Origin of the sequence: Pseudomonas rhodesiae (assembly GCF_007858255.1) — a bacterium.
In the GTDB taxonomy this organism is placed as follows: Bacteria; Pseudomonadota; Gammaproteobacteria; order Pseudomonadales; family Pseudomonadaceae; genus Aquipseudomonas; species Aquipseudomonas rhodesiae.
On the sequence record NZ_VFEU01000002.1, the window covers coordinates 321,843 to 343,358 of the forward strand.

The window sequence follows — 21,516 nt, forward strand, 5'->3', positions numbered from 1 at the left end:
ATGAGCAGGAATCTGTGTTGTCTGCCAGGCAGCTCTCGGGGGCAAGCCCCCTCCCACACTTGGTATGTATTCACAGATCAAAAATGTGGGAGGGGGCTTGCCCCCGATAAGACCGACCCGGTCTCTCAGAACAGCCCCATAAAAAAACGCCACAGACCCAAAGCCTGTGGCGTTTTTTTATCGCGGCAACCGCTTAAACGGTATGCAGGTACCAGTTGTATTCCAGGTCGGAGATGGAGTGTTCGAACTCTTCCAGCTCACTTTCCTTACAGGCAACGAAGATATCGATGTACTTAGGATCGATGTACTTGGCCATCACCTCGCTGTCGTCCAACTCGCGCAGGGCATCGCGCAGGTTGTTCGGCAGGCTCTGCTCGTTTTGCTCGTAGCTGTTGCCTTCCACCGGAGCGCCAGGCTCGATCTTGTTGGTCAGACCGTGGTGCACGCCTGCCAGGACCGAAGCCATCAGCAGGTAAGGGTTGGCGTCGGCGCCCGCCACGCGGTGTTCGATACGCACCGCATCGGCCGAACCGGTTGGTACGCGAATCGCCACGGTGCGGTTGTCCAGGCCCCAGCACGGCGAGTTCGGCACGTAGAACTGTGCGCCGAAACGGCGGTAGGAGTTGACGTTAGGGCACAGGAACGCCATTTGGGCGGGTAGGGTCTCCAGCACACCGCCGATCGCGTGACGCAATGCGGCGTTCTGCTCGGGATCCTCGCTGGCAAAGATGTTCTTGCCGTCCTTGTCCAGGATCGAAATGTGTACATGCAAACCGTTGCCTGCCTGGCCTGGGTAAGGCTTGGCCATGAAGGTGGTGTCCATCTCATGGTCGTAGGCGATGTTCTTGATCAGGCGCTTGAGCAGTACGGCGTAGTCGCAGGCCTTGATTGGGTCGGCCACGTGGTGCAGGTTCACTTCGAACTGCGCCGGGGCACTTTCCTTGACGATGGCGTCGGCCGGGATGCCTTGCTCTTTGGCACCTTCCAGAATGTCCTGGAGGCAGTCGACGTATTCGTCGAGGTCGTCGATCAGGTAGACCTGTGTCGAGTGTGGGCGTTTGCCGGAGATCGGCGAGCGGGGCGGTTGTGGGCGGCCGTTCACGTTCTCCTGGTCGATCAGGTAGAACTCAAGTTCGAAGGCGGCGCAGATGGTCAGCCCAAGGTCGTCAAATTTGCTAACAACCTGGCGCAGGACTTCGCGCGGATCGGCGAAGAAAGGTTCACCTTCCAGTTCGTGCATGGTCATCAGCAGCTGCGCGGTAGGGCGCTTTTGCCAAGGTTCATTGCACAGGGTGTCGGGGATTGGATAACAGATTCGGTCAGCATCGCCGATGTCCAGACCCAGGCCGGTGCTTTCCACCGTCGAGCCGTTGATATCCAGGGCAAATAAAGAGGCAGGCAGGTTAATGCCCTTCTCGTAAACCTTGTGGAGGCTGGTGCGTTCGATGCGCTTGCCGCGCACCACACCATTCATATCCGCAATTAGAAGGTCTACGTACAGAACCTCAGGATGATCCTTAAGGAACGCGTTCGCTTCGTTAAGCTGAACGGCACGCGGGGGTACCGACATGATGCAACACCTTTGTTGTTAAAAATATCAATCATTGATCTTTTCTGGTTTCAGTCAACCCGAACGGCATGCCGAAGTCAAGCGAGGCCTTTTTTGCCCTAAAAAAGCGCCGTGACGGCTTTTTTGGGGCTTTTCGGGGCGTTTTTTCCGCTTTGAACGGCTTGGGCACCGCAGGCTTGAGCGGGCCGTGTTGTATTTTTTACGGGGGTGTTGTGTAAAAAAATGAACAAGGCTAAGCTCGATTCAAACCCATAACAGCAATAATACCGGGGTGCTTCATGTCTCGCCTGCCGCTAATCGGCGTCTCGGCCTGCTTCTCACGGGCTTTGTCATCCGTTCACTCATCCTGCGTGAATACCCATGCCCCGGCCAATATTCTTGACGCCTCGGGCGACCTTTTTTCTCCCCCCTCACTCACCGCGCCTTCGCCTCTGAAGGGCGCTGACCCCGGGTGCCGCTCATGATTCTGCACGACTTTGGCGTGAGGAATGCATTACCACCCCAAATGGCAGGTAAGCTCCTACCCTGAGTGAAGAAACGACGCGGATGCTGCGTCAACCAACGCCTGGCCTTTAATGGATGCCAGGAAACCCAGCCCAGAGGCATTTATGAGTAACAACCTCGACCAGCTCACCGATTGGTTGAAAGACCACAAGATCACAGAAGTCGAATGCATGATTGGCGACCTCACCGGTATCACCCGAGGCAAGATTTCGCCGACCAACAAGTTCATCGCCGAAAAAGGCATGCGCCTGCCCGAGAGCGTTCTGTTGCAGACCGTGACCGGCGACTATGTCGAAGACGACATTTATTACGAATTGCTCGACCCGGCCGACATCGACATGATCTGTCGCCCCGACCAGAACGCGGTGTTCCTGGTGCCCTGGGCCATCGAGCCCACCGCACAGGTGATCCACGACACCTATGACAAGCAAGGCAACCCCATCGAGCTGTCGCCGCGCAACGTGCTCAAGAAAGTCCTCAAGCTCTACGCCGATAAAGGCTGGCAGCCCATCGTGGCGCCGGAGATGGAGTTCTATCTGACCAAACGCTGCGAAGACCCGGACTTCCCACTGCAACCGCCGATTGGTCGTTCCGGTCGCCCGGAAACCGGTCGCCAGTCCTTCTCTATAGAAGCGGCCAACGAATTCGACCCACTGTTCGAAGACGTCTACGACTGGTGCGAGCTGCAGGAACTGGACCTCGATACCCTGATCCACGAAGACGGCACTGCGCAGATGGAAATCAACTTCCGTCACGGCGATGCGCTGTCCCTGGCCGACCAAATTCTGGTGTTCAAACGCACCATGCGTGAAGCCGCGCTCAAGCACGATGTGGCCGCCACCTTCATGGCCAAGCCCATGACCGGCGAGCCCGGCAGCGCCATGCACCTGCACCAGAGCATCATCGACATCACCACCGGCAAGAACGTCTTCTCCAATGAGGACGGGACCATGAGTGAGCTGTTCCTCAACCACATCGGCGGCTTGCAGAAATTCATCCCTGAATTGCTGCCGTTGTTTGCGCCGAATGTGAACTCGTTCCGCCGCTTCCTGCCGGATACCTCGGCGCCGGTGAACGTGGAATGGGGCGAAGAAAACCGCACCGTGGGCCTGCGCGTACCGGATGCCGGCCCGCAGAACCGCCGCGTGGAAAACCGCCTGCCGGGCGCCGATGCCAACCCATATCTGGCGATTGCCGCCAGCCTGCTGTGCGGTTTTATCGGCATGGTCGAAGGCCATAACCCGAGCGCGCCGGTGGTGGGTCGTGGTTACGAGCGGCGCAATCTGCGCTTGCCGCTGACCATCGAAGACGCCCTGGAGCGTATGGAAAACAGCAAGACCATCGAGAAATACCTGGGGCACAAATTCATCACAGGCTACGTCGCGGTCAAGCGGGCCGAGCATGAAAACTTCAAGCGCGTCATCAGTTCGTGGGAGCGGGAATTCCTGCTCTTTGCCGTCTGATGCGCCGGGCGCGCCCTTTGAACGGCGCGCCCTTCACTGAAAAGTCTAGGAGATCGGTATGTCCAGCAACAACCCGCAAACCCGTGAATGGCAAGCCTTGAGCAGTGATCACCACCTGGCGCCGTTCAGCGATTTCAAGCAATTGAAAGAGAAAGGCCCACGAATCATCACCAAAGCCCACGGCGTGTACCTGTGGGACAGCGAAGGCAACAAGATCCTCGACGGTATGGCCGGCCTGTGGTGCGTGGCGATCGGTTACGGTCGCGATGAACTGGCCGACGCCGCCGCCAAGCAAATGAAAGAACTGCCGTACTACAACCTGTTCTTCCAGACCGCTCACCCGCCGGTGCTGGAACTGGCCAAGGCCATTTCCGACATCGCTCCAGCCGGCATGAACCACGTGTTCTTCACCGGTTCCGGCTCCGAAGGCAACGACACCATGTTGCGCATGGTCCGCCACTACTGGGCGATCAAAGGCCAGCCGAACAAGAAAACCATCATCAGCCGCAAGAATGGCTACCACGGCTCCACCGTGGCCGGCGCCAGCCTGGGCGGCATGACTTATATGCACGAGCAGGGCGATTTGCCGATTCCGGGCATCGTCCATATCGCCCAGCCGTATTGGTTCGGCGAAGGCGGCGATATGAGCCCCGAAGAGTTCGGCGTGTGGGCTGCCAACCAGCTTGAAGAGAAGATCCTGGAACTGGGCGTGGACAATGTCGGTGCCTTTATTGCCGAGCCGATCCAGGGCGCCGGCGGCGTGATCGTACCGCCTGAGACTTACTGGCCGCGCATCAAGGAAATCCTCGCCAAGTACGACATTCTATTTGTCGCCGACGAAGTGATCTGCGGTTTCGGCCGTACCGGTGAGTGGTTCGGTAGCGATTTCTATGGCCTCAAGCCGCACATGATGACCATCGCCAAGGGCCTGACCTCGGGTTACATCCCCATGGGCGGCCTGATCGTGCGCGATGACGTGGTGGCCGTGCTTAACGAAGGCGGCGATTTCAACCATGGCTTCACCTACTCCGGTCATCCGGTAGCGGCGGCAGTCGCACTGGAAAACATCCGCATCATGCGCGATGAACAGATTGTTAAGCGTGTACATGACGAAACGGCACCCTATTTGCAGAAACGTCTGAGGGAGCTGGCGGATCACCCTCTGGTGGGTGAAGTGCGTGGCGTCGGCATGCTCGGTGCGATTGAACTGGTGCAGGACAAGGCCACGCGCAAGCGTTACGAAGGCAAGGGCGTTGGCATGATTTGCCGCACGTTCTGCTTCGAGAATGGCCTGATCATGCGCGCCGTGGGCGACACCATGATCATTTCGCCGCCGCTGGTGATCAGCAAGACGGAAATCGACGAGCTGGTGACCAAGGCCCGCCAGTGCCTGGACCTGACTTTGGCGGCATTGCAAGGCTAAGTGCTAGGCTCAGTGCTCAGCGCACCGAGTGGTTATAAATGTGGGGGCTTTGGTTGAAAGCCGGCCCCTGAACTTGCCAGACTGTCGCCCTGTTTTGTTGCCCATTGGCTGGGCTGCGGAACATACATAGCTTGTGGCCCAAAAAAAGAAAAAATTGGAGCATCACCAAATGAAGGCATTAGGTTTGAAGAACGCGGGCAAGACCCTCCTCGCCTTGTCCCTGATGGGCGCAATGGCAGGCGCGGCCCAGGCAGACGATAAAGTGCTGCACGTCTACAACTGGTCCGACTACATCGCACCGGACACCATCGCCAACTTTGAAAAAGAGTCGGGCATCAAAGTGGTGTACGACGTGTTCGACAGCAACGAGACCCTGGAGGCCAAATTGCTGGCCGGCAAGTCCGGGTATGACATCGTCGTACCGTCGAACAACTTCCTGGCCAAGCAGATCAAGGCCGGCGTTTATCAGGAGCTGGACAAGTCCAAGCTGTCCAACTACGACAACCTGAACAAATCCCTGCTCAAAACCGTGTCGGTCAGCGACCCTGACAACAAGCACGCCTTCCCGTACATGTGGGGCTCGATCGGCATCGGCTACAACCCGGAGAAGGTCAAGGCTGCGCTGGGCGTGGACAAGATCGACTCGTGGGACACGCTGCTCAAGCCTGAAAACATCGCCAAGCTCAAAAGCTGCGGCGTGAGCTTCCTTGATTCACCGACTGAAATGTTGCCGATTGCCCTGCATTACCTGGGCCTGCCGACCGACACTCAGAAGAAAGACGACCTGAAGAAAGCCGAAGAACTGTTCCTGAAGATCCGTCCTTCGATCGGTTACTTCCACTCCTCCAAGTACATTTCCGACCTGGCCAACGGCAACATCTGCGTAGCCGTGGGTTATTCGGGTGATATCCAGCAGGCCAAGTCCCGCGCGGCTGAAGCCGGTGGCAAGGTCAAAGTGGCGTACGACATTCCGAAAGAAGGCGCCGGCAGTTTCTACGACATGGTCGCCATTCCTAAGGATGCCGAGAATGTCGACGCGGCCTACAAGTTCATGAACTACCTGCTCAAGCCGGAAGTCATGGCGTCGATCACCAACAGCGTGCGTTTCCCGAACGGTAACGAGAAGGCCACCGCCCTGGTCGACAAAGACATCACCAGCGACCCAGGCATCTATCCACCGGCGGATGTGCAAGCCAAGCTCTATGCCATTGCTGACCTACCAGCCGCGACCCAGCGTGAAATGACACGCAGCTGGACCAAGATCAAATCGGGCAAGTAAGCCTTGAAACCTGTGGGAGGGGGAAACGCTCTCCCACACATTAATTAAATGACAGAAAGTTTTGCCGGATCGGTTTATCGAGGGTAAGTTGCGCGCCGGTTTTGTTGCCGGGCAACAACTTTGGGCCCAACTATTTAAGAGGACCTCCACTTGCCAATTTCTTTATTTCGCAAAGCCATGTTGGTGGGCGCTGGTATCACGCTGGCTGTCAGCGTGCAGGCTGCGCCGACTGTGCATATTTATAACTGGTCGGATTACATCGGCACCGACACCCTGGCCAACTTCGAGAAGGCGAGCGGCATCAAACCTGTGTACGACGTGTTCGACTCCAACGAAACCCTGGAAGGCAAATTGCTGGCCGGGCACACCGGCTACGACGTGGTGGTGCCGTCCAACCACTTCCTCGGCAAGCAGATCAAGGCCGGGGCGTTCCAGAAGCTCGACAAATCGTTGCTGACCAATTACGCCAACCTCGACCCGGCACTGCTCAAGCGCCTGGAAAAGAACGACCCGGGCAACCAGTACGCCGTGCCGTACCTATGGGGCACCAATGGCATCGGCTATAACGTCGACAAAGTCAAAGAAGTGCTGGGCGTCGACCATATCGACTCCTGGGCCGTACTGTTCGAACCGGAAAACATGAAAAAACTGGCCACCTGTGGTGTGTCGTTCATGGATTCGGCGGATGAAATGCTGCCGGCGGTGCTCAACTACATGGGCCTGAACCCCAACAGCACCAACCCGGAAGACTACAAAAAGGCCGAAGCAAAGCTGCTGAAAGTGCGGCCCTACGTGACCTACTTCCACTCGTCCAAATACATCTCTGACCTGGCCAACGGCAATATCTGCGTGGCCGCCGGGTTCTCTGGCGATGTGTTCCAGGCCAAGGCTCGCGCAAGCGAGGCGGGCAAAGGTGTGAACATCGCCTACGTCATTCCGAAAGAAGGCGGCAACCTGTGGTTCGACGTGCTGGCCATCCCCAAGGATGCCACCAACGTCAAGGAGGCCCATGCCTTCATCAACTATTTGCTGCAACCTGAGGTGATCGCTCAGGTCAGTGACGCCGTCGGCTACGCCAACCCTAACCCCGGGGCGGACAAGCTGATGGAGCAATCGATACGCACCGACGAAGCGGTTTACCCACCGCAGGCGGTTCTCGACCGGACATTCGTCAACTTCGAGCTACCCCCGAAGGTGCAGCGTTTAATGACCCGTAGCTGGACCAAGGTCAAGACGGGCAAATAAGGCACAACTTTCCTGGGTTCGCCCGCCTCGGGTGAACCGCAGTCTATTTTTTTGGGAGTTTCGTAAATGGCAGTTGCCTCCGGCGCCTATAAGAAAGCCCTCGAGGGCGACCAGACACCGAAAAAGGTGCTGGTCAAAATCGACCGGGTCACGAAGAAGTTCGACGAGACGATTGCCGTGGACGATGTGTCCCTGGAAATCAAGAAAGGCGAGATCTTCGCCTTGCTCGGCGGTTCGGGTTCGGGCAAATCCACCTTGCTGCGCATGCTCGCGGGCTTCGAACGGCCAACGGAAGGCCGCATCTACCTCGACGGTGTGGACATCACCGATATGCCGCCCTATGAGCGGCCGATCAACATGATGTTCCAGTCCTATGCGCTGTTCCCGCACATGACCGTGGCGCAGAACATCGCCTTCGGCCTGCAACAGGACAAGATTCCCAAGGCCGAGATCGACGCCCGCGTGGCCGAGATGCTCAAGCTGGTGCAGATGAGCCAGTACGCCAAGCGCAAGCCGCATCAGTTGTCCGGCGGCCAACGTCAGCGCGTGGCCCTGGCCCGCTCCTTGGCCAAGCGCCCGAAGCTGTTGCTGCTCGATGAGCCTATGGGCGCCCTGGACAAAAAACTGCGTTCGCAGATGCAGCTGGAGCTGGTGGAAATCATCGAGCGCGTCGGCGTGACCTGCGTGATGGTGACCCACGACCAGGAAGAGGCCATGACCATGGCCGAGCGCATCGCAATCATGCACCTGGGCTGGATCGCCCAGATCGGCAGCCCGATCGATATCTATGAAACCCCCACCAGCCGCCTGGTGTGCGAGTTCATCGGCAACGTCAACATCTTCGACACCCAAGTGGTGGACGACGCCGAAGGCCACGCGGTGCTCAAGTGCGCGGACCTGGACCGCGACATTTACGTAGGCTACGGCATTGCCACCTCGGTGGAAGACAAGTCGGTGACCTACGCCATCCGCCCGGAAAAACTGCTGGTTACCACCGAAATGCCGACCTGCGAACACAACTGGTCCAGCGGCAAGGTCCACGACATCGCCTACCTGGGCGGCCACTCGGTGTTCTATGTGGAGCTGCCGAGCGGCAAGCTGGTGCAGTCCTTCGTGGCCAACGCCGAGCGCCGTGGCCAGCGCCCCACCTGGGGTGATCAGGTTTACGTCTGGTGGGAAGACGACAGCGGCGTGGTGCTTCGCTCATGAACATGAAGAAGCTTAAGCGGCGCTTGCTCCGCATCGTCCCCAGCGGCAAGCAGGTGGTCATCGGGATTCCATTCCTGTGGCTGTTCCTGTTCTTCGCCCTGCCGTTTTTCATTGTGCTGAAAATCAGCTTTGCCGAAGCCGATGTAGCGATCCCTCCGTACACCGAGATCTACACCTTCATTGAGCAGAAGCTGCAGTTGGTGCTCAACCTGGCCAACTACGCGATGCTTGGCGACGACGAGTTGTACATCGCCGCGTACCTGGGGTCGCTGAAAATGGCGTTCTTCAGCACGCTGCTGTGCCTGCTGATCGGTTACCCGATGGCCTACGCCATCGCCAGCGCGCGCAAAGAGATGCAGACCGTGCTGGTGCTGCTGATCATGATGCCGACCTGGACCGCGATCCTGATCCGCGTGTATGCGTGGATGGGCATCCTCAGCAACAACGGCTTGCTCAACGGATTCCTGATGTCCATCGGGCTGATCAGCGAACCGTTGCAGATCCTCAACACCAACATCGCGGTGTACATCGGCGTGGTCTATTCCTACCTGCCGTTCATGATCCTGCCGCTGTACGCCAACCTGGTGAAGCACGATCAGAGCCTGCTGGAAGCCGCGTCTGACCTGGGTTCGAGCACCTTCAACAGCTTCTGGAAGATCACCGTGCCGCTGTCCAAGAACGGCATCATCGCTGGCTGCATGCTGGTCTTCATTCCGGTGGTGGGCGAGTTCGTGATCCCGGAACTGCTGGGCGGCCCGGAAACCCTGATGATCGGTAAAGTGTTGTGGCAGGAATTCTTCAATAACCGTGACTGGCCGGTGGCCTCTGCACTGGCGGTGGTGATGCTGGCTATCCTGATCGTGCCGATCATCCTGTTCAATCGCAGCCAAGCCAAAGAGATGGAGGGCAAGATATGAAGCGCTTCAGTTTCTCAAGCTTCATGCTGGTGGCGGGGTTGCTGTTCATCTACCTGCCGATGCTGATTCTGGTGATCTACTCGTTCAACGAATCCAAACTGGTGACGGTGTGGGGCGGTTGGTCGATCAAGTGGTACGTGGGCCTGTTGGATAACACCCAATTGATGGGCTCGGTGGCCCGCTCCCTGGAAATCGCCTGCTACACCGCAATCGCTGCGGTGGCGCTGGGTACCCTGGCGGCCTTTGTGCTTACGCGCATCAGTCACTTCAAAGGCCGCACCCTGTTCGGCGGCCTGGTGACCGCGCCACTGGTGATGCCGGAAGTGATCACCGGTCTGTCGCTGTTGCTGCTGTTCGTGGCCATGGCGCAGATGATCGGCTGGCCCCAGGAGCGTGGCATCGTGACCATCTGGATCGCCCACACCACGTTCTGTGCCGCGTATGTGGCGGTGGTGGTGTCGGCGCGCTTGCGTGAGCTGGACCTGTCGATCGAAGAAGCGGCGATGGACCTGGGCGCGCGGCCGTGGAAGGTGTTCTTCCTGATCACCATCCCGATGATCGCGCCGTCATTGGCGGCGGGCGGCATGATGTCGTTCGCGTTGTCCCTGGATGACCTGGTACTCGCCAGCTTCGTGTCGGGCCCAGGCTCCACGACCCTGCCGATGGAAGTGTTCTCGGCCGTGCGTCTGGGGGTTAAGCCCGAGATCAATGCCGTGGCCAGCCTGATTCTGCTGGCAGTGTCGCTGGTGACCTTCCTGGTGTGGTTCTTCAGCAGGCGTGCCGAAGAGATGCGCAAGAAGGCCATCCAACAAGCCATCGAAGAGGCCGCCGCCGACGGCTGGCAGCAACCGGACAAGCGCCGCGCGCCAGCACCGGTCTAAAGATCTACGCGATCCAAATGTGGGAGGGGGCTTGCCTCCGATAGCGGTGAATCAGTCTACAGATGCAGTGACTGACTCTCAGCAATCGGGGGCAAGCCCCCTCCCACACTTTTTTGCTCGCGCTTCTAGCCGTTATCGAGCGGGCAATAGCTTCAGCGTGCCGCGGGTATTGGCCGTGACTTCTTCATCGCTCAAATGCGCCTGCTCATAACCCCCTTCGATATAGGTCTCGGCCTGGTCGCCGTAATGCTTGTCGAACGGCACGCCGCTTTGCCCCACGGGGTTGATGGTCAGGGCGTGGGCTACATCGGCGAAGTCGATCAGGCGGCGGGTGGATGGGCCGTATGTCACTGGCCAGGGCGCCGGGCCGATGGCAGCGGATTGGTTATTCGGCACTTCATGGGTGCCCGGTGCGGGGAACGGGCCGACGTTGAATACCCTATCCAGTGGCTTCTGCATGCCCAGCGGATGACCGTGGGTCAACGTATGTGCCTTGCCCCACTGCCACTGGTTCGGGTCGTCGCCGAGGGTGGCCTTGAGGTGGGCGAGGCTGCTGTCCCAGGCGAGCTTGACGGTGTCGGTGCGTTTGCCGTCCCACCAGGGCGAGTCCGCAGCGGCGGCCAGGCGTGGCAAGGCAGCGTCGATCACGCGGGTGCTGATCAGGGTCTTGAACATCGCGTCGCCGAGTTTGGGGTGGAAGGCCGCATCGGCGAGGTTGAACAGGAACTGGTTGAACAGCGTGGCGCTGATGGAGTCCAGCGGGTAGTCGCCTTTCCAGTTGGCCAGTTGGTCCACCAGCTTGAGTTGCGCCGGGTCCTTGACCACCTCACGCAGCACTGGCAGCAGCGGTGCCAGCAGGCGCGGGCCGAACGCGGTGGTGGTGCCCAGTTGCAAGGCTTGGCTGTTGGTCACATCCCACTTCACTCGGGCGTCGCTCAACTGGGCGTTCAACTGCTGACCACGGTCGGCCAGGTTGTAATAACCGGGGATTTCCATGCCCGTAGGCGACGCTGGCTGGGCGTTGGCAGAGACCACATAGCCGCGCGCCGGGTTTTCTTCCTGGGGGTTGGCGCTGAAGGGGTAGAAGCCAAGTTTGTCGGCCTGGGTGGTACTGCCGTCGAGGATAAACCCTGGGTTCACGCCTGCCGGACGAATCGGTAACTGCGCCGCCGCCCACCAGCCGATATCGCCCTTGGCATTGGCCCACACAATATTCAAGCCGGGTGCCGAGACCTTGGCCGCAGCAGCGCGGGCTTTGGCCAGCGTATCGGCGCGGTTGAGCTGGTAGAAGCCTTCAAGGATCGGGTTCTGAGTGTCGAGAAACGCCCACCACATTGCGATGGGAATGTTGCCTGCCGTCTCGCCAAGCACGTCATTGATGATCGGCCCATGGGGCGACTGGCGCAGGGTTAGGGTGACCGGTGCCTGGCCCTTGACCGCGATCTGTTGTTCGCTGCGGATCAGGTCGACCCACTGGCCCTGATACCAGACCTGATTGGGATTGTCCGGGTTGACCTTCTCGGCGATCAGGTCGAGGTCGTCGTTCTGGAACATGGTCAGGCTCCACCCGAAATCCAGGTTGTGCCCCAAGAATGCCATCGGCACCAATGCGTTGTGATAGCCGTACAACTCAAAACCCGGCGCCGACAGTTGCGCCTCGTACCACACCGACGGCACGGAAAAACGGATATGCGGGTCGCCCGCCAGCAACGGTTTGCCGCTGCGGGTACGGCTGCCGCTGATGGCCCAGGCGTTGCTGCCCTCGAACTGCGGCAGGCCGTTGTCGGCCAGGGCTTGGTCGCTCAGGGCGGCGAGGGCGCCGAGGGATTGCCAGTCGCTGGCGGCCAGGTTAAGGGCGCCCTTGGGTTGCCAGTCGAGGTCGAAAACCTTCAGGTAGTCGCTGCCCAATTGATCGCGGATGTAAGTCAGCAATGGTTCGGTACGAAACGCGGCAGCAAAGCTGTAGGCCATATACCCGGCCACGCTGATGGTGTCTTCAGCCGTGAAGGGCCGCTTGGGGATGCCCAGCACGTCGAACTCCATCGGGCTGGCGTGGCTGTCCTGATACTGGTTGATCCCATCCAGATAGGCTTGCAGCGCCTTCCAGTGCGCCGACTCATGATCCAGCTGCGCCACATAGGTCGCGGCGCGGTCGCGGATGCGCAGGCTGCGGAACAGTTTGTCGGTGTCGACCACCTTTGGGCCTAGCACTTCAGCGAGTTCGCCACGGGCCAGGCGGCGCATGATCTCCATCTGGAATAGCCGGTCCTGGGCGTGTACATAGCCCAGGGCGCGATACAGATCGGTTTCGTTCTCGGCACGGATATGCGGCACGCCACGGTCGTCATAGCGCACGGTGACTGAGCCTTGCAGATGGGCCAGTGTCACCGTGCCCTGGCGCGTGGGTTGTTTGCTGTACACATACCAACCGGCGCCGAGAGCGAGCAGCACCACTACAGCCGCGAGAGCCTGCAAGACGCGCTTCATGAAGAGTCCTTACCAAGAATGGGGTGGCGGCCTAGGGCCCGGTTGACCACGAACAATAGCAGCCCACCGCCAGGGTGTGCGTGGCATTCACCTCGCGCCCGGCGTCGAGCGCTTGCAGGATCGGCTCGATAAAACTGTTGTTGGCGTTGCACGTCAGGCCCTCGCTGTAGGGCCCGAAATACGCGAGCTTGCCGCTGCGGTCCCAGATGCCCACGGCGGGGCTGGCCGGCACCTGGTCGGCACCGGGCAGGGCAGTGAGGATTTTCATCTGGCGCAGGTTGTCCGGTAATTGGCCATGGCTGCCGGCTTTTTGCAGGGCGTAGAACTCAACGCCTTTGGACGCGTACTGCTCGATCAGCTCGCCCAGATGTTGCTGGTTGATCACATTGCACGGGCACGCCGGGTCCCAGAAATGCACCAGGCGGATCGGGCCTGGGCCGCTGAGTTCGGCGGGCAGTTGCAGCGCATCGCCGGAAAAAACCGCCGTGTGCTCGCTGAAAGCGCGCAGATAGCGGCCCTGAAACCAGTCATACGCCGTCCACAGCACGCCGGTGCTGATAATCAGGATCAGGCTGGCGAACAGGGCGGTACGGTAGGTCTGTCGCATTCGGATCTATCCTCGCAGGTCGCGTAGCTTGCCATGCCTGCCCTGACAGATGAATATCGCAGCTCGATATTGTGAGCCTGGAAACCCTTTATGCCCGTCACCTTTGACCCGGATCATCTGCGCGACAGCTTGCGCCCCTTGTCGGATGCGCAACCGCTCAGCGCCGAGGCGCGGGTCTACCAGCGTTTTTACGGGCTGGACCTGCCCGCGCGCAAAGTGCCGGCGGTGAGTCGCCTGGGGCGCTTTGAGGTACACGGTTTCGACGTGGTGGCGCAGGTGTGGTGGCCGCCGGTGCCGGTGGCGACGATGTTTTTGTTTCACGGCTTCTACGACCACATGGGGCTGTACCGCAACGTAGTGGACTGGGCACTGGACCAGGGCTTCGTTGTGATTGCCTGCGATTTGCCGGGGCATGGCTTGTCCAGTGGCGCGCGCGCCAGCATCGATGATTTCGCGGTATACCAAGATGTGGTTCAAGCCCTGTTCACCCAGGCCGAGGCACTGCAACTGCCCAAGCCTTGGCACCTGTTCGGGCAAAGCACCGGCGGCGCGATCGTGGTGGATCATCTGCTGTACCACGGCGCCCAGAGCCCGGCGCAAGGCAACGTGCTGCTGCTGTCGCCGCTGGTGCGTCCGCGCGCGTGGGGCTGGTCCCAGGTCAGCTATTACCTGCTGAGGCCGTTCGTCAAAGGTATTGCGCGGCGGTTCAGCGACAACTCCAACGACCCGGCGTTCCGGCCGTTTCTGGAAGCCGATCCGCTGCAGCCGCGGCAACTGCCCACCGCCTGGGTGGGCGCCCTGGCGCGCTGGATCAAACGCATCGAGGCCGCCCCGCGCAGCACGCGGCGGCCGGTGATCGTGCAGGGGGAGGAAGACATGACGGTGGACTGGCAGCACAACCTGCACGTGCTGCGCGGCAAGTTCGACCGGCCCGAGGTGCTGATGCTGCCCCGTGGACGGCATCACCTGGCCAATGAGATTCCAGAGATTCGCGAAGAGTACTTCCGGTATTTGACGGACCATCTGAAATAACACGGTGCAGATGTGGGAGGGAGCTTGCCCCTCGCACATTTCTACTGCACCAGGCTTGAGGTGCTCTGGCCGACTGCCAGGCCTGCGCGAATCGCCGCCAGCGCCGCCTGGTAATACGCCTTACCCTCCGGCGACTCGGCGAACGTGGCGAATTCTTCCAGCTCCGGGTCGGACAAATCGCGATAGACGTACAGCAACGTGTTGTTCAGGTCATTACCGATCTGCTGCATCAAGCGCTCACGTTGGCCATTCAACATGCCCTGGGCCTGACCGCCGCCCAGCAGGCCAGGGATCATCTGGCTGAGGCTGTCGGCCGCCACGCCGGCAATCGCCAGGCTGACCTCTGCGCCGGCCTCACGGGCGGGCAGGGCTTGGGCCAGGTGGCCGATGATCAGGCTGCGGGTGGCGTCGGCCTGGATCTTCGGCAGGCCCTGGGCGTTTTTGGCTAATTGATCGCGGCGGGTAGCGAGTAATTCGGCGGCGACGATCTTGCGCCCCAAGGGTGACTGAAAGAACGCCAGCGCCGGTGCCGGGTCCGCCAGGTGCTTGCGCAACTGCGCTTCGGCGCGCTGATCCATGGCCTGGGCGGCGAAGCGTTGGTTGCTGTTGTCCACCAGTGCCTGATATACCGCCGGCGGCAGGCTATTGCGGTAGCGCTGTTGGGCCGCCGCGAGTGCATCGGTGAAATGCGCACGTTGTTCGGCCCAGCCGGCAACCTTGTACAACTGGTCATGGCCGTCTGCCCAGGCGGGCAAAACGCAGAACATCAGCAAGGAAAAAAACAAACGACGCATATGGACTCCTGTCAGTCGGCCACTATTGTCCGTGTGGGGCGTAGGATTTGTCGAGAAATCCTGTCAGTCACATGAACTAATCTGTGTTCAGACGCTCGGCGGCTCTGTCGGATTCTCAGGCGTATGGATACTATGCGCGCCATGCAAATACCCTTCGATCATCCCCTGCTGCAACGTATTGTCGACGACCTGGCCGAGAAAGGTTGGTCGCAGCAGAACGGCTTCCTGCCCCAGGCTCTGACCCTGGAACTGGCGGCTGAGTGCCGTAAACGTGCCGCCGAAGGTGAATTGGCGCCCGCGGCGGTTGGGCGCGGCCCGGCCCAGGAGATCCGCGAGGGTATTCGCGGCGACCGTATCCAATGGCTGGAGGAGGGTGACGCCGCCGTCTGCGACACCTACATGGCGGTGATGGATAGCCTGCGCCTGGCCATGAACCGGGGGCTGTTCCTCGGCCTGGAAGATTTCGAAAGCCATTTCGCCATGTACCCGCCAGGGGCGTTTTACCTCAAGCATCTGGACCGCTTTCGCGATGATGACCGGCGCATGGTCTCGGCGGTGATCTACCTGAATGACGCCTGGCTGCCCGAACACGGCGGCCAGTTGCGCATGTACCTTAAGGACGACATCGAATACGACGTGACCCCTGTCGGCGGTTGTCTGGTGGTGTTCCTGTCCGGCGTCATCCCCCACGAAGTCATGCCCGCCACGCGCGAACGGCTGTCCCTGACCGGCTGGTTCCGTCGCCGGGGCAACGAGCCGTTCTGAGCATGCACAAGATACTGATCAGCCGCTGCCTGCTCGGGCATAAGGTGCGCTACGACGGTGGGGCCAGTGGGCCGTTCGACCAATTGGCGGCTTGGCAGGCAGAAGGGCGGGTAGTGGCGGTTTGCCCGGAAGTCGCGGGCGGCTTGCCGACGCCGCGTCCGTCTGCGGAGATTCCGGGCGGGCAGGGCATCGATGTGTGGGAAGGCCGGGCCCAGGTGCTCACCGCCGCGGGCGAAGACTTCAGCGCCGCGTTCCTCGACGGCGCGCGCCAGGCGTTGGCGTTGGTGCAGCGCCACGGCATCCGTATCGCTGTGCTCAAGGCCAATAGCCCCTCCTGCGGCAATCTGCTGACCTATGACGGTACGTTCACAGGCGTCAAAGTCAGCGGCGAAGGGGTCACGGCGGCGCTACTCAAGCGCCATGGCGTGCAGGTGTTCAGCGAGCTGGAGTTGCCCGAGGCTGCCGCCGCGCTGGCTCAGCTTTCAATCCCGACCTAATCAAAAAGGCGGGAGAGGGCTGCCAGCGCGTTGGCGTTACTGGGCGTCGCTTTCAAGCCACTTGTGGGACAGCGCCTTCAACCGCCCATCCGCCTTCACCCGCTCCAAGGCTTTGTCCAGGCTGGCCTTGAACGCCGGATTGCCCTTCTGGAACGGAATCGCCAGGTCAGGCGCCTGGTTATAGCTCTCGCTGAAATCGAACCGATCACGCAGCTCGGCAGTCATAGCGATATGGTTGATGGCCACGTCGTATTTGCCGCTTTCCACCCCTTGCAGCAAGTCAGTGTCATCGGTGGTGATGAAGGACGGGCGCACATCCATTTCCTTGGCCAGTTGCTCGCCCAGCTCCACTTCAAAGCCGGTGAGCTTGTCGCCCTCCTTGAAGTTGAACGGCGGGTGAGTGGCTTCAAGGGCGATGCGCAGTTCGCCGCGATCGTTCACATCGTCGATCAGTTCGGCATGGGCCAAAGGGCTCAGAAGAGGAAGCAGCAGTAACAGGCCAGGCGAAAAGCGCATGGTCACTCCTAGAGAATTCGAATGTGCGAGGCGCCGTTCAGCATCGCTTTGCTATGGTGTTGAGTGCCTTGGACAGCAATTTGCCGCGAAGTTGTCATAAACCTACAGATTTCACAGAAAAACTGGAGAAGCGAATGAAAGCCCTTTTGTCCCGTGCAACGATTGCCAGCCTGTTGCTGGGTGCCTCGATGTTGGCCAGCGCCGCCGACCTTCCACGTACGCCGGCGCCTGAAGGTGCCGAAGTGTTTATCGTCTCGCCGAAGGATGGCGCGACCGTCGACAAAACCTTCACCGTCAAATTCGGCGTCAAGAACCTGGACCTGGAACCTATCGATAAGCAAGTGCCTAACGCCGGCCACCATCACCTGCTGGTCGACCAGGACGTGACGGCGCTTAAAGCCGACGAGGCGATCCCGGCCACTGCCACCTCGATCCACTTCGGCAAGGCGCAAACCGAAACCGAACTCACCCTGGCCCCCGGCAAGCACACCTTGCAACTGGTGGCGGGCGACAACGTGCATCGCCAGTTCGAGCCAACGGTCGCCTCGAAAGTCATCACCGTTAACGTCAAGTAAGCGTTCTGCGGACAAAAAAATGGGAGACCCCTGCGGGTCTCCCATTTTTTGTGCAGCGGTTAAAGCCTTAGAACAACACGCGGCTACGGATAGTGCCGTTGATGTGCTGCAGCTTCTCTTGCGCCAGGTCCGAGTATTCGGCGTCGACGTCGATTACCACGTAGCCGACTTTCTCGTTGGTCTGCAGGAACTGACCGGAGATGTTGATGCCGTTTTCCGCGAAAACCTTGTTGATCTCGCTCATCACACCCGGAATGTTCTGGTGGATGTGCAACAGGCGGTGCTTGCCAGGGTGAGCCGGCAGGGCCACTTCCGGGAAGTTGACGGACGAGACCGACGTACCGTTGTCGCTGTACTTGACCAGCTTCTCGGCCACTTCCAGGCCGATGTTGGCCTGGGCCTCAGCGGTGGAACCGCCGATGTGCGGGGTCAGGATCACGTTGTCCAGGCCACGCAGCGGGCTTTCGAAGATGTCGTCGTTGGAGCGAGGTTCTACCGGGAATACGTCGATGGCGGCGCCGATCAGGTGCTTGTCCTTGATCGCGTCGGCCAGGGCGTCCAGCTCCACCACGGTGCCGCGCGCGGCGTTGATCAGGATGCCGCCTTTCTTGATGGCGCGGATTTCCTTCTCGCCGATCATCCACTGGGTTTCAGCGGTTTCCGGAACGTGCAGGGTCACGATGTCGGACATGCCCAGCAACTCGGTCAGGCTCGACACCTGAGTGGCGTTGCCCAGCGGCAGCTTGGTCAGGGTGTCGTAGAAGAACACCTGCATGCCCAGGCCTTCGGCCAGGACCGACAATTGCGTACCGATCGAACCGTAACCGACGATGCCCAGCTTTTTGCCACGGATTTCGAAGGAATTGGCCGCGCTTTTGATCCAGCCGCCACGGTGGCAGGAAGCGTTCTTCTCCGGGATGCCGCGCAGCAACAGGATCGCCTCGGCCAACACCAGCTCCGCCACGGAACGGGTGTTGGAGTACGGTGCGTTGAACACTGCAATACCGCGCTCGCGTGCGGCGTTGAGGTCGACCTGGTTGGTGCCGATGCAGAAACAGCCGACCGCCACGAGTTTCTTGGCGTGATCGAAGATCTCTTCGGTCAACTGAGTGCGTGAGCGAATGCCGATAAAGTGCGCGTCGGCGATCTTTTCCTTGAGCTGGGCTTCCGGCAGAGAACTGGTGATGTACTCAATGCTGGTGTACCCGGCGGCTTTCAGAACGTCGACAGCCGATGGGTGGACGCCTTCCAGAAGAAGGAACTTGATCTTGCTCTTATCGAGAGAAGTCTTGCTCATCTGCGTAAACCTGTATCCCGGAGAAAAATGGCAGGGAGTCGGATCACTTAAGCTGACCCGGACGGCAGGAAAGCCGTCACCGCAGAAACGCCCTTGGGCTCTGTCCTGCGGGGGCGGTATGCTAGCATATGCGCCCCGCTAAACACCTATCCTGCGACGTGAAGCGTTCTCAGGATGACCATGAATTGTTCGAGAGTTCTGTCGATGACCCATCCTGCCCTGATTGATGAGCTAAAGACCCTGGTTGAGCCCGGCAAAGTGCTGACCGACGCCGACTCCCTGGAGGCTTACGGCAAGGATTGGACTAAACACTTCGCCCCCGCGCCGACCGCCATCGTGTTTCCCAAGACCATCGAGCAGGTGCAGGCGGTTGTGCGTTGGGCCAATGAGCGCAAGGTGGCGCTGGTGCCGTCCGGCGGGCGTACGGGGCTGTCGGCCGCAGCCGTTGCGGCTAATGGCGAAGTGGTGGTGTCTTTCGACTATATGAACCAGATCCTCGACGTAAACCTCACCGACCGCACCGCCGTGTGCCAGCCAGGCGTGGTCACCAAGCAGTTGCAAAACGTCGCCGAAGAAAACGGCCTGTACTATCCCGTGGACTTTGCATCCTCCGGTTCCAGTCAGATTGGCGGCAATATCGGCACCAATGCCGGCGGGATCAAGGTCATTCGCTATGGTATGACCCGTAACTGGGTGGCCGGCATCAAAGTCGTCACCGGCAAGGGCGACGTGCTGGAGCTGAACCGCGACCTGATCAAGAACGCCACCGGCTATGACATGCGCCAGCTGTTTATCGGCGCCGAAGGCACCCTGGGCTTTGTGGTCGAAGCCACCATGCGCCTGGACCGTGCACCGAAGAACCTCACCGCCATGGTGCTGGGCACCACCGATTTCGACTCGATCATGCCGGTGCTGCATGCCTTCCAGGGCAAGTTGGACCTGACGGCTTTCGAGTTCTTCTCCGACAAGGCCCTGGCCAAAGTCCTCGGGCGTGGCGACGTGCCTGCGCCGTTCGAAACCGAGTGCCCGTTCTACGCGCTGCTGGAATTCGAAGCCACCACCGAAGAAGTTGCCAATCATGCCCTGGAAACCTTCGAGCACTGTGTCGAGCAGGGCTGGGTGCTGGACGGCGTGATGAGCCAAAGCGAAACCCAATTGCACAACCTGTGGAAACTGCGCGAGTACATCTCCGAGACCATTTCCCACTGGACGCCTTACAAGAACGATATTTCGGTGACCGTCAGCAAAGTGCCGGCATTCTTGAAGGAAATCGACGCAATCGTCGGAGAACACTACCCGGACTTCGAAATCGTCTGGTTTGGCCACATCGGTGACGGCAACCTGCACCTGAACATCCTCAAGCCGGAAAATCTGAGCAAGGATGAGTTCTTCGCCAAGTGCGCCACCGTCAACAAGTGGGTCTTTGAAACCGTCGAGAAATACAACGGGTCGATCTCCGCTGAGCACGGCGTGGGCATGACCAAACGCGATTACCTGACCTACAGCCGTTCGCCAGTTGAAATCGAATACATGAAAGCCGTCAAAGCGGTGTTCGACCCGAACGGGATCATGAACCCCGGCAAGATCTTCGCTGTTTAAACCGCCCCTGAAGGAGTCGTTTCATGAGCTACCAGCACAAGTATGTCGACGGCACCAATATCCATTTTCCTGTGGGGAAAGTGGTGTGTATTGGGCGCAATTACGCCGAACATGCCAAGGAACTGGATAACCCGGTGCCGACCGAACCTTTGCTGTTCATCAAGCCGGGCAGTTGCGTGGTGCCGTTGGAAGGCGGTTTCGCTATTCCCGCAGAGCGTGGTTCGGTGCATTACGAGGCGGAAATCGCGGTGTTGATCGGCAAGCCATTGTCGGCCAAGCCCAGCCGTGAAGAAGTGCTGGATGCCATTTCCGGCTTCGCCCCGGCGTTGGATCTGACCCTGCGCGACAAGCAGGCCGAACTGAAAGCCAAGGGCCTGCCGTGGGAAGTCGCCAAGTCGTTCGACGGCGCGGCGGTGATTGCGCCCTTCGTGGTCGGCAGCGCCTTCCCGGACCTGACCGACATCGGCATTCGCCTGACCATCAATGGCGAAGTGCGCCAGGACGGTAACAGCGCGCAGATGCTCAACCCTATCGTTCCGATGATCCAGTACATGGCCGGCTGCTTCTCGCTGCAGGCGGGGGATGTGATCCTCACCGGCACCCCGGCCGGCGTAGGCCCGTTGAATGCAGGCGATGAACTGATGCTGGAATTGCCGGGCGTAAGTCGCTTCGAAAGCGTCGTCCGCTAAGCACGCCGTAGGAGGGGGCTTGCCCCCTTCTATAAAAGGGGGACGAGCACGTCTCACATCACGGCTTTTGCATTTTTTTCACACGCGATCCGGATAATCTTCAGGCTCCAGCACGCGAGCCCATTGATCCTGTGCTAATCCCCTAATCACTTCTCGGAAAAGCGCTC

General features: G+C 59.9%; 19 protein-coding genes. 13 read left to right on the forward strand and 6 right to left on the reverse strand.

All coding sequences use genetic code 11. The features are described 5' to 3' along the window. Nucleotides 1-193 precede the first annotated feature (193 nt). Nucleotides 194-1,570: a glutamine synthetase family protein gene (locus tag FIV35_RS03750; RefSeq protein WP_034101359.1), complete on the reverse strand. Its 1,377-nt coding sequence runs from the start codon at nt 1,568-1,570 to the stop codon at nt 194-196. Between the two features lie 608 nt (nt 1,571-2,178). Between FIV35_RS03750 and FIV35_RS03755 the strand changes: the two genes are divergently transcribed. The 7 genes from FIV35_RS03755 (at nt 2,179) to FIV35_RS03785 (ending at nt 10,491) form a co-directional block, all read left to right on the forward strand. After that, complete coding sequence (locus FIV35_RS03755; RefSeq protein WP_034139720.1) at nt 2,179-3,537, forward strand: glutamine synthetase family protein; 1,359 nt, start codon at nt 2,179-2,181, stop codon at nt 3,535-3,537. 58 nt (nt 3,538-3,595) lie between these two features. Then, entirely contained in the window at nt 3,596-4,960 is a 1,365-nt protein-coding gene (locus FIV35_RS03760; RefSeq protein WP_034101357.1) for an aspartate aminotransferase family protein, read from the forward strand. 184 nt (nt 4,961-5,144) lie between these two features. Further along, on the forward strand, nt 5,145-6,239 hold the full coding sequence (locus tag FIV35_RS03765; RefSeq protein ID WP_034139911.1) for a polyamine ABC transporter substrate-binding protein: 1,095 nt from the start codon (nt 5,145-5,147) through the stop codon (nt 6,237-6,239). Nucleotides 6,240-6,389: 150 nt separating this feature from the next. Then, on the forward strand, nt 6,390-7,484 hold the full coding sequence (locus FIV35_RS03770; RefSeq protein WP_034139719.1) for a polyamine ABC transporter substrate-binding protein: 1,095 nt from the start codon (nt 6,390-6,392) through the stop codon (nt 7,482-7,484). 66 nt (nt 7,485-7,550) lie between these two features. Further along, nucleotides 7,551-8,693, forward strand: coding sequence for an ABC transporter ATP-binding protein (locus FIV35_RS03775; RefSeq protein ID WP_034101355.1), 1,143 nt, complete (start codon nt 7,551-7,553; stop codon nt 8,691-8,693). Next, nucleotides 8,690-9,610, forward strand: a complete 921-nt coding sequence (locus tag FIV35_RS03780; RefSeq protein WP_034139718.1) for an ABC transporter permease subunit — start codon at nt 8,690-8,692, stop codon at nt 9,608-9,610. Before FIV35_RS03775 ends, FIV35_RS03780 begins: the two co-directional genes overlap by 4 nt. Continuing rightward, nucleotides 9,607-10,491 carry an ABC transporter permease subunit gene (locus FIV35_RS03785; protein ID WP_034101352.1) on the forward strand — a complete coding sequence of 295 codons (885 nt, stop codon included), beginning with the start codon at nt 9,607-9,609 and terminating at the stop codon, nt 10,489-10,491. Before FIV35_RS03780 ends, FIV35_RS03785 begins: the two co-directional genes overlap by 4 nt. Before the next feature lie 132 nt (nt 10,492-10,623). On the opposite strand, the gene FIV35_RS03790 is transcribed toward FIV35_RS03785, so the two are convergent. Next, nucleotides 10,624-12,978 carry a penicillin acylase family protein gene (locus FIV35_RS03790; RefSeq protein ID WP_083377932.1) on the reverse strand — a complete coding sequence of 785 codons (2,355 nt, stop codon included), beginning with the start codon at nt 12,976-12,978 and terminating at the stop codon, nt 10,624-10,626. 31 nt (nt 12,979-13,009) lie between these two features. Continuing rightward, on the reverse strand, nt 13,010-13,585 hold the full coding sequence (locus FIV35_RS03795) for a DUF6436 domain-containing protein (RefSeq protein ID WP_034139716.1): 576 nt from the start codon (nt 13,583-13,585) through the stop codon (nt 13,010-13,012). A 90-nt stretch (nt 13,586-13,675) separates the two neighbouring features. Between FIV35_RS03795 and bipL the strand changes: the two genes are divergently transcribed. After that, complete coding sequence (bipL, locus tag FIV35_RS03800; protein WP_034139715.1) at nt 13,676-14,617, forward strand: phospholipase BipL; 942 nt, start codon at nt 13,676-13,678, stop codon at nt 14,615-14,617. Nucleotides 14,618-14,658: 41 nt separating this feature from the next. Here the strand turns inward: bipL and FIV35_RS03805 are convergent, their stop codons facing one another. Further along, entirely contained in the window at nt 14,659-15,411 is a 753-nt protein-coding gene (locus tag FIV35_RS03805) for a DUF2059 domain-containing protein (protein ID WP_034139714.1), read from the reverse strand. A gap of 132 nt (nt 15,412-15,543) precedes the next feature. Between FIV35_RS03805 and FIV35_RS03810 the strand changes: the two genes are divergently transcribed. Beyond that, the gene (locus FIV35_RS03810; protein WP_034139713.1) at nt 15,544-16,176 is read left to right on the forward strand and encodes a 2OG-Fe(II) oxygenase; all 633 of its coding nucleotides are present in this window, start codon (nt 15,544-15,546) and stop codon (nt 16,174-16,176) included. A gap of 2 nt (nt 16,177-16,178) precedes the next feature. Then, nucleotides 16,179-16,673, forward strand: coding sequence for a 2-thiouracil desulfurase family protein (locus FIV35_RS03815; protein WP_034101344.1), 495 nt, complete (start codon nt 16,179-16,181; stop codon nt 16,671-16,673). 36 nt (nt 16,674-16,709) lie between these two features. Here FIV35_RS03815 and FIV35_RS03820 read toward each other — a convergent pair whose 3' ends face one another. Then, complete coding sequence (locus FIV35_RS03820; RefSeq protein ID WP_034101343.1) at nt 16,710-17,189, reverse strand: transporter substrate-binding domain-containing protein; 480 nt, start codon at nt 17,187-17,189, stop codon at nt 16,710-16,712. A gap of 134 nt (nt 17,190-17,323) precedes the next feature. Between FIV35_RS03820 and FIV35_RS03825 the strand changes: the two genes are divergently transcribed. Further along, nucleotides 17,324-17,764: a DUF4399 domain-containing protein gene (locus FIV35_RS03825; protein WP_034139712.1), complete on the forward strand. Its 441-nt coding sequence runs from the start codon at nt 17,324-17,326 to the stop codon at nt 17,762-17,764. Nucleotides 17,765-17,831: 67 nt separating this feature from the next. Here the strand turns inward: FIV35_RS03825 and serA are convergent, their stop codons facing one another. Next, complete coding sequence (gene serA, locus FIV35_RS03830; RefSeq protein ID WP_034101340.1) at nt 17,832-19,061, reverse strand: phosphoglycerate dehydrogenase; 1,230 nt, start codon at nt 19,059-19,061, stop codon at nt 17,832-17,834. Between the two features lie 204 nt (nt 19,062-19,265). Here serA and FIV35_RS03840 point away from each other — a divergent pair, with 204 nt between their 5' ends. Together FIV35_RS03840 and FIV35_RS03845 are read left to right on the forward strand one after the other, a co-directional pair. Further along, nucleotides 19,266-20,660, forward strand: coding sequence for an FAD-binding oxidoreductase (locus FIV35_RS03840; protein WP_034101339.1), 1,395 nt, complete (start codon nt 19,266-19,268; stop codon nt 20,658-20,660). Nucleotides 20,661-20,683: 23 nt separating this feature from the next. Beyond that, on the forward strand, nt 20,684-21,349 hold the full coding sequence (locus FIV35_RS03845; protein WP_034139711.1) for a fumarylacetoacetate hydrolase family protein: 666 nt from the start codon (nt 20,684-20,686) through the stop codon (nt 21,347-21,349). The last annotated feature ends 167 nt before the right edge of the window (nt 21,350-21,516 follow it).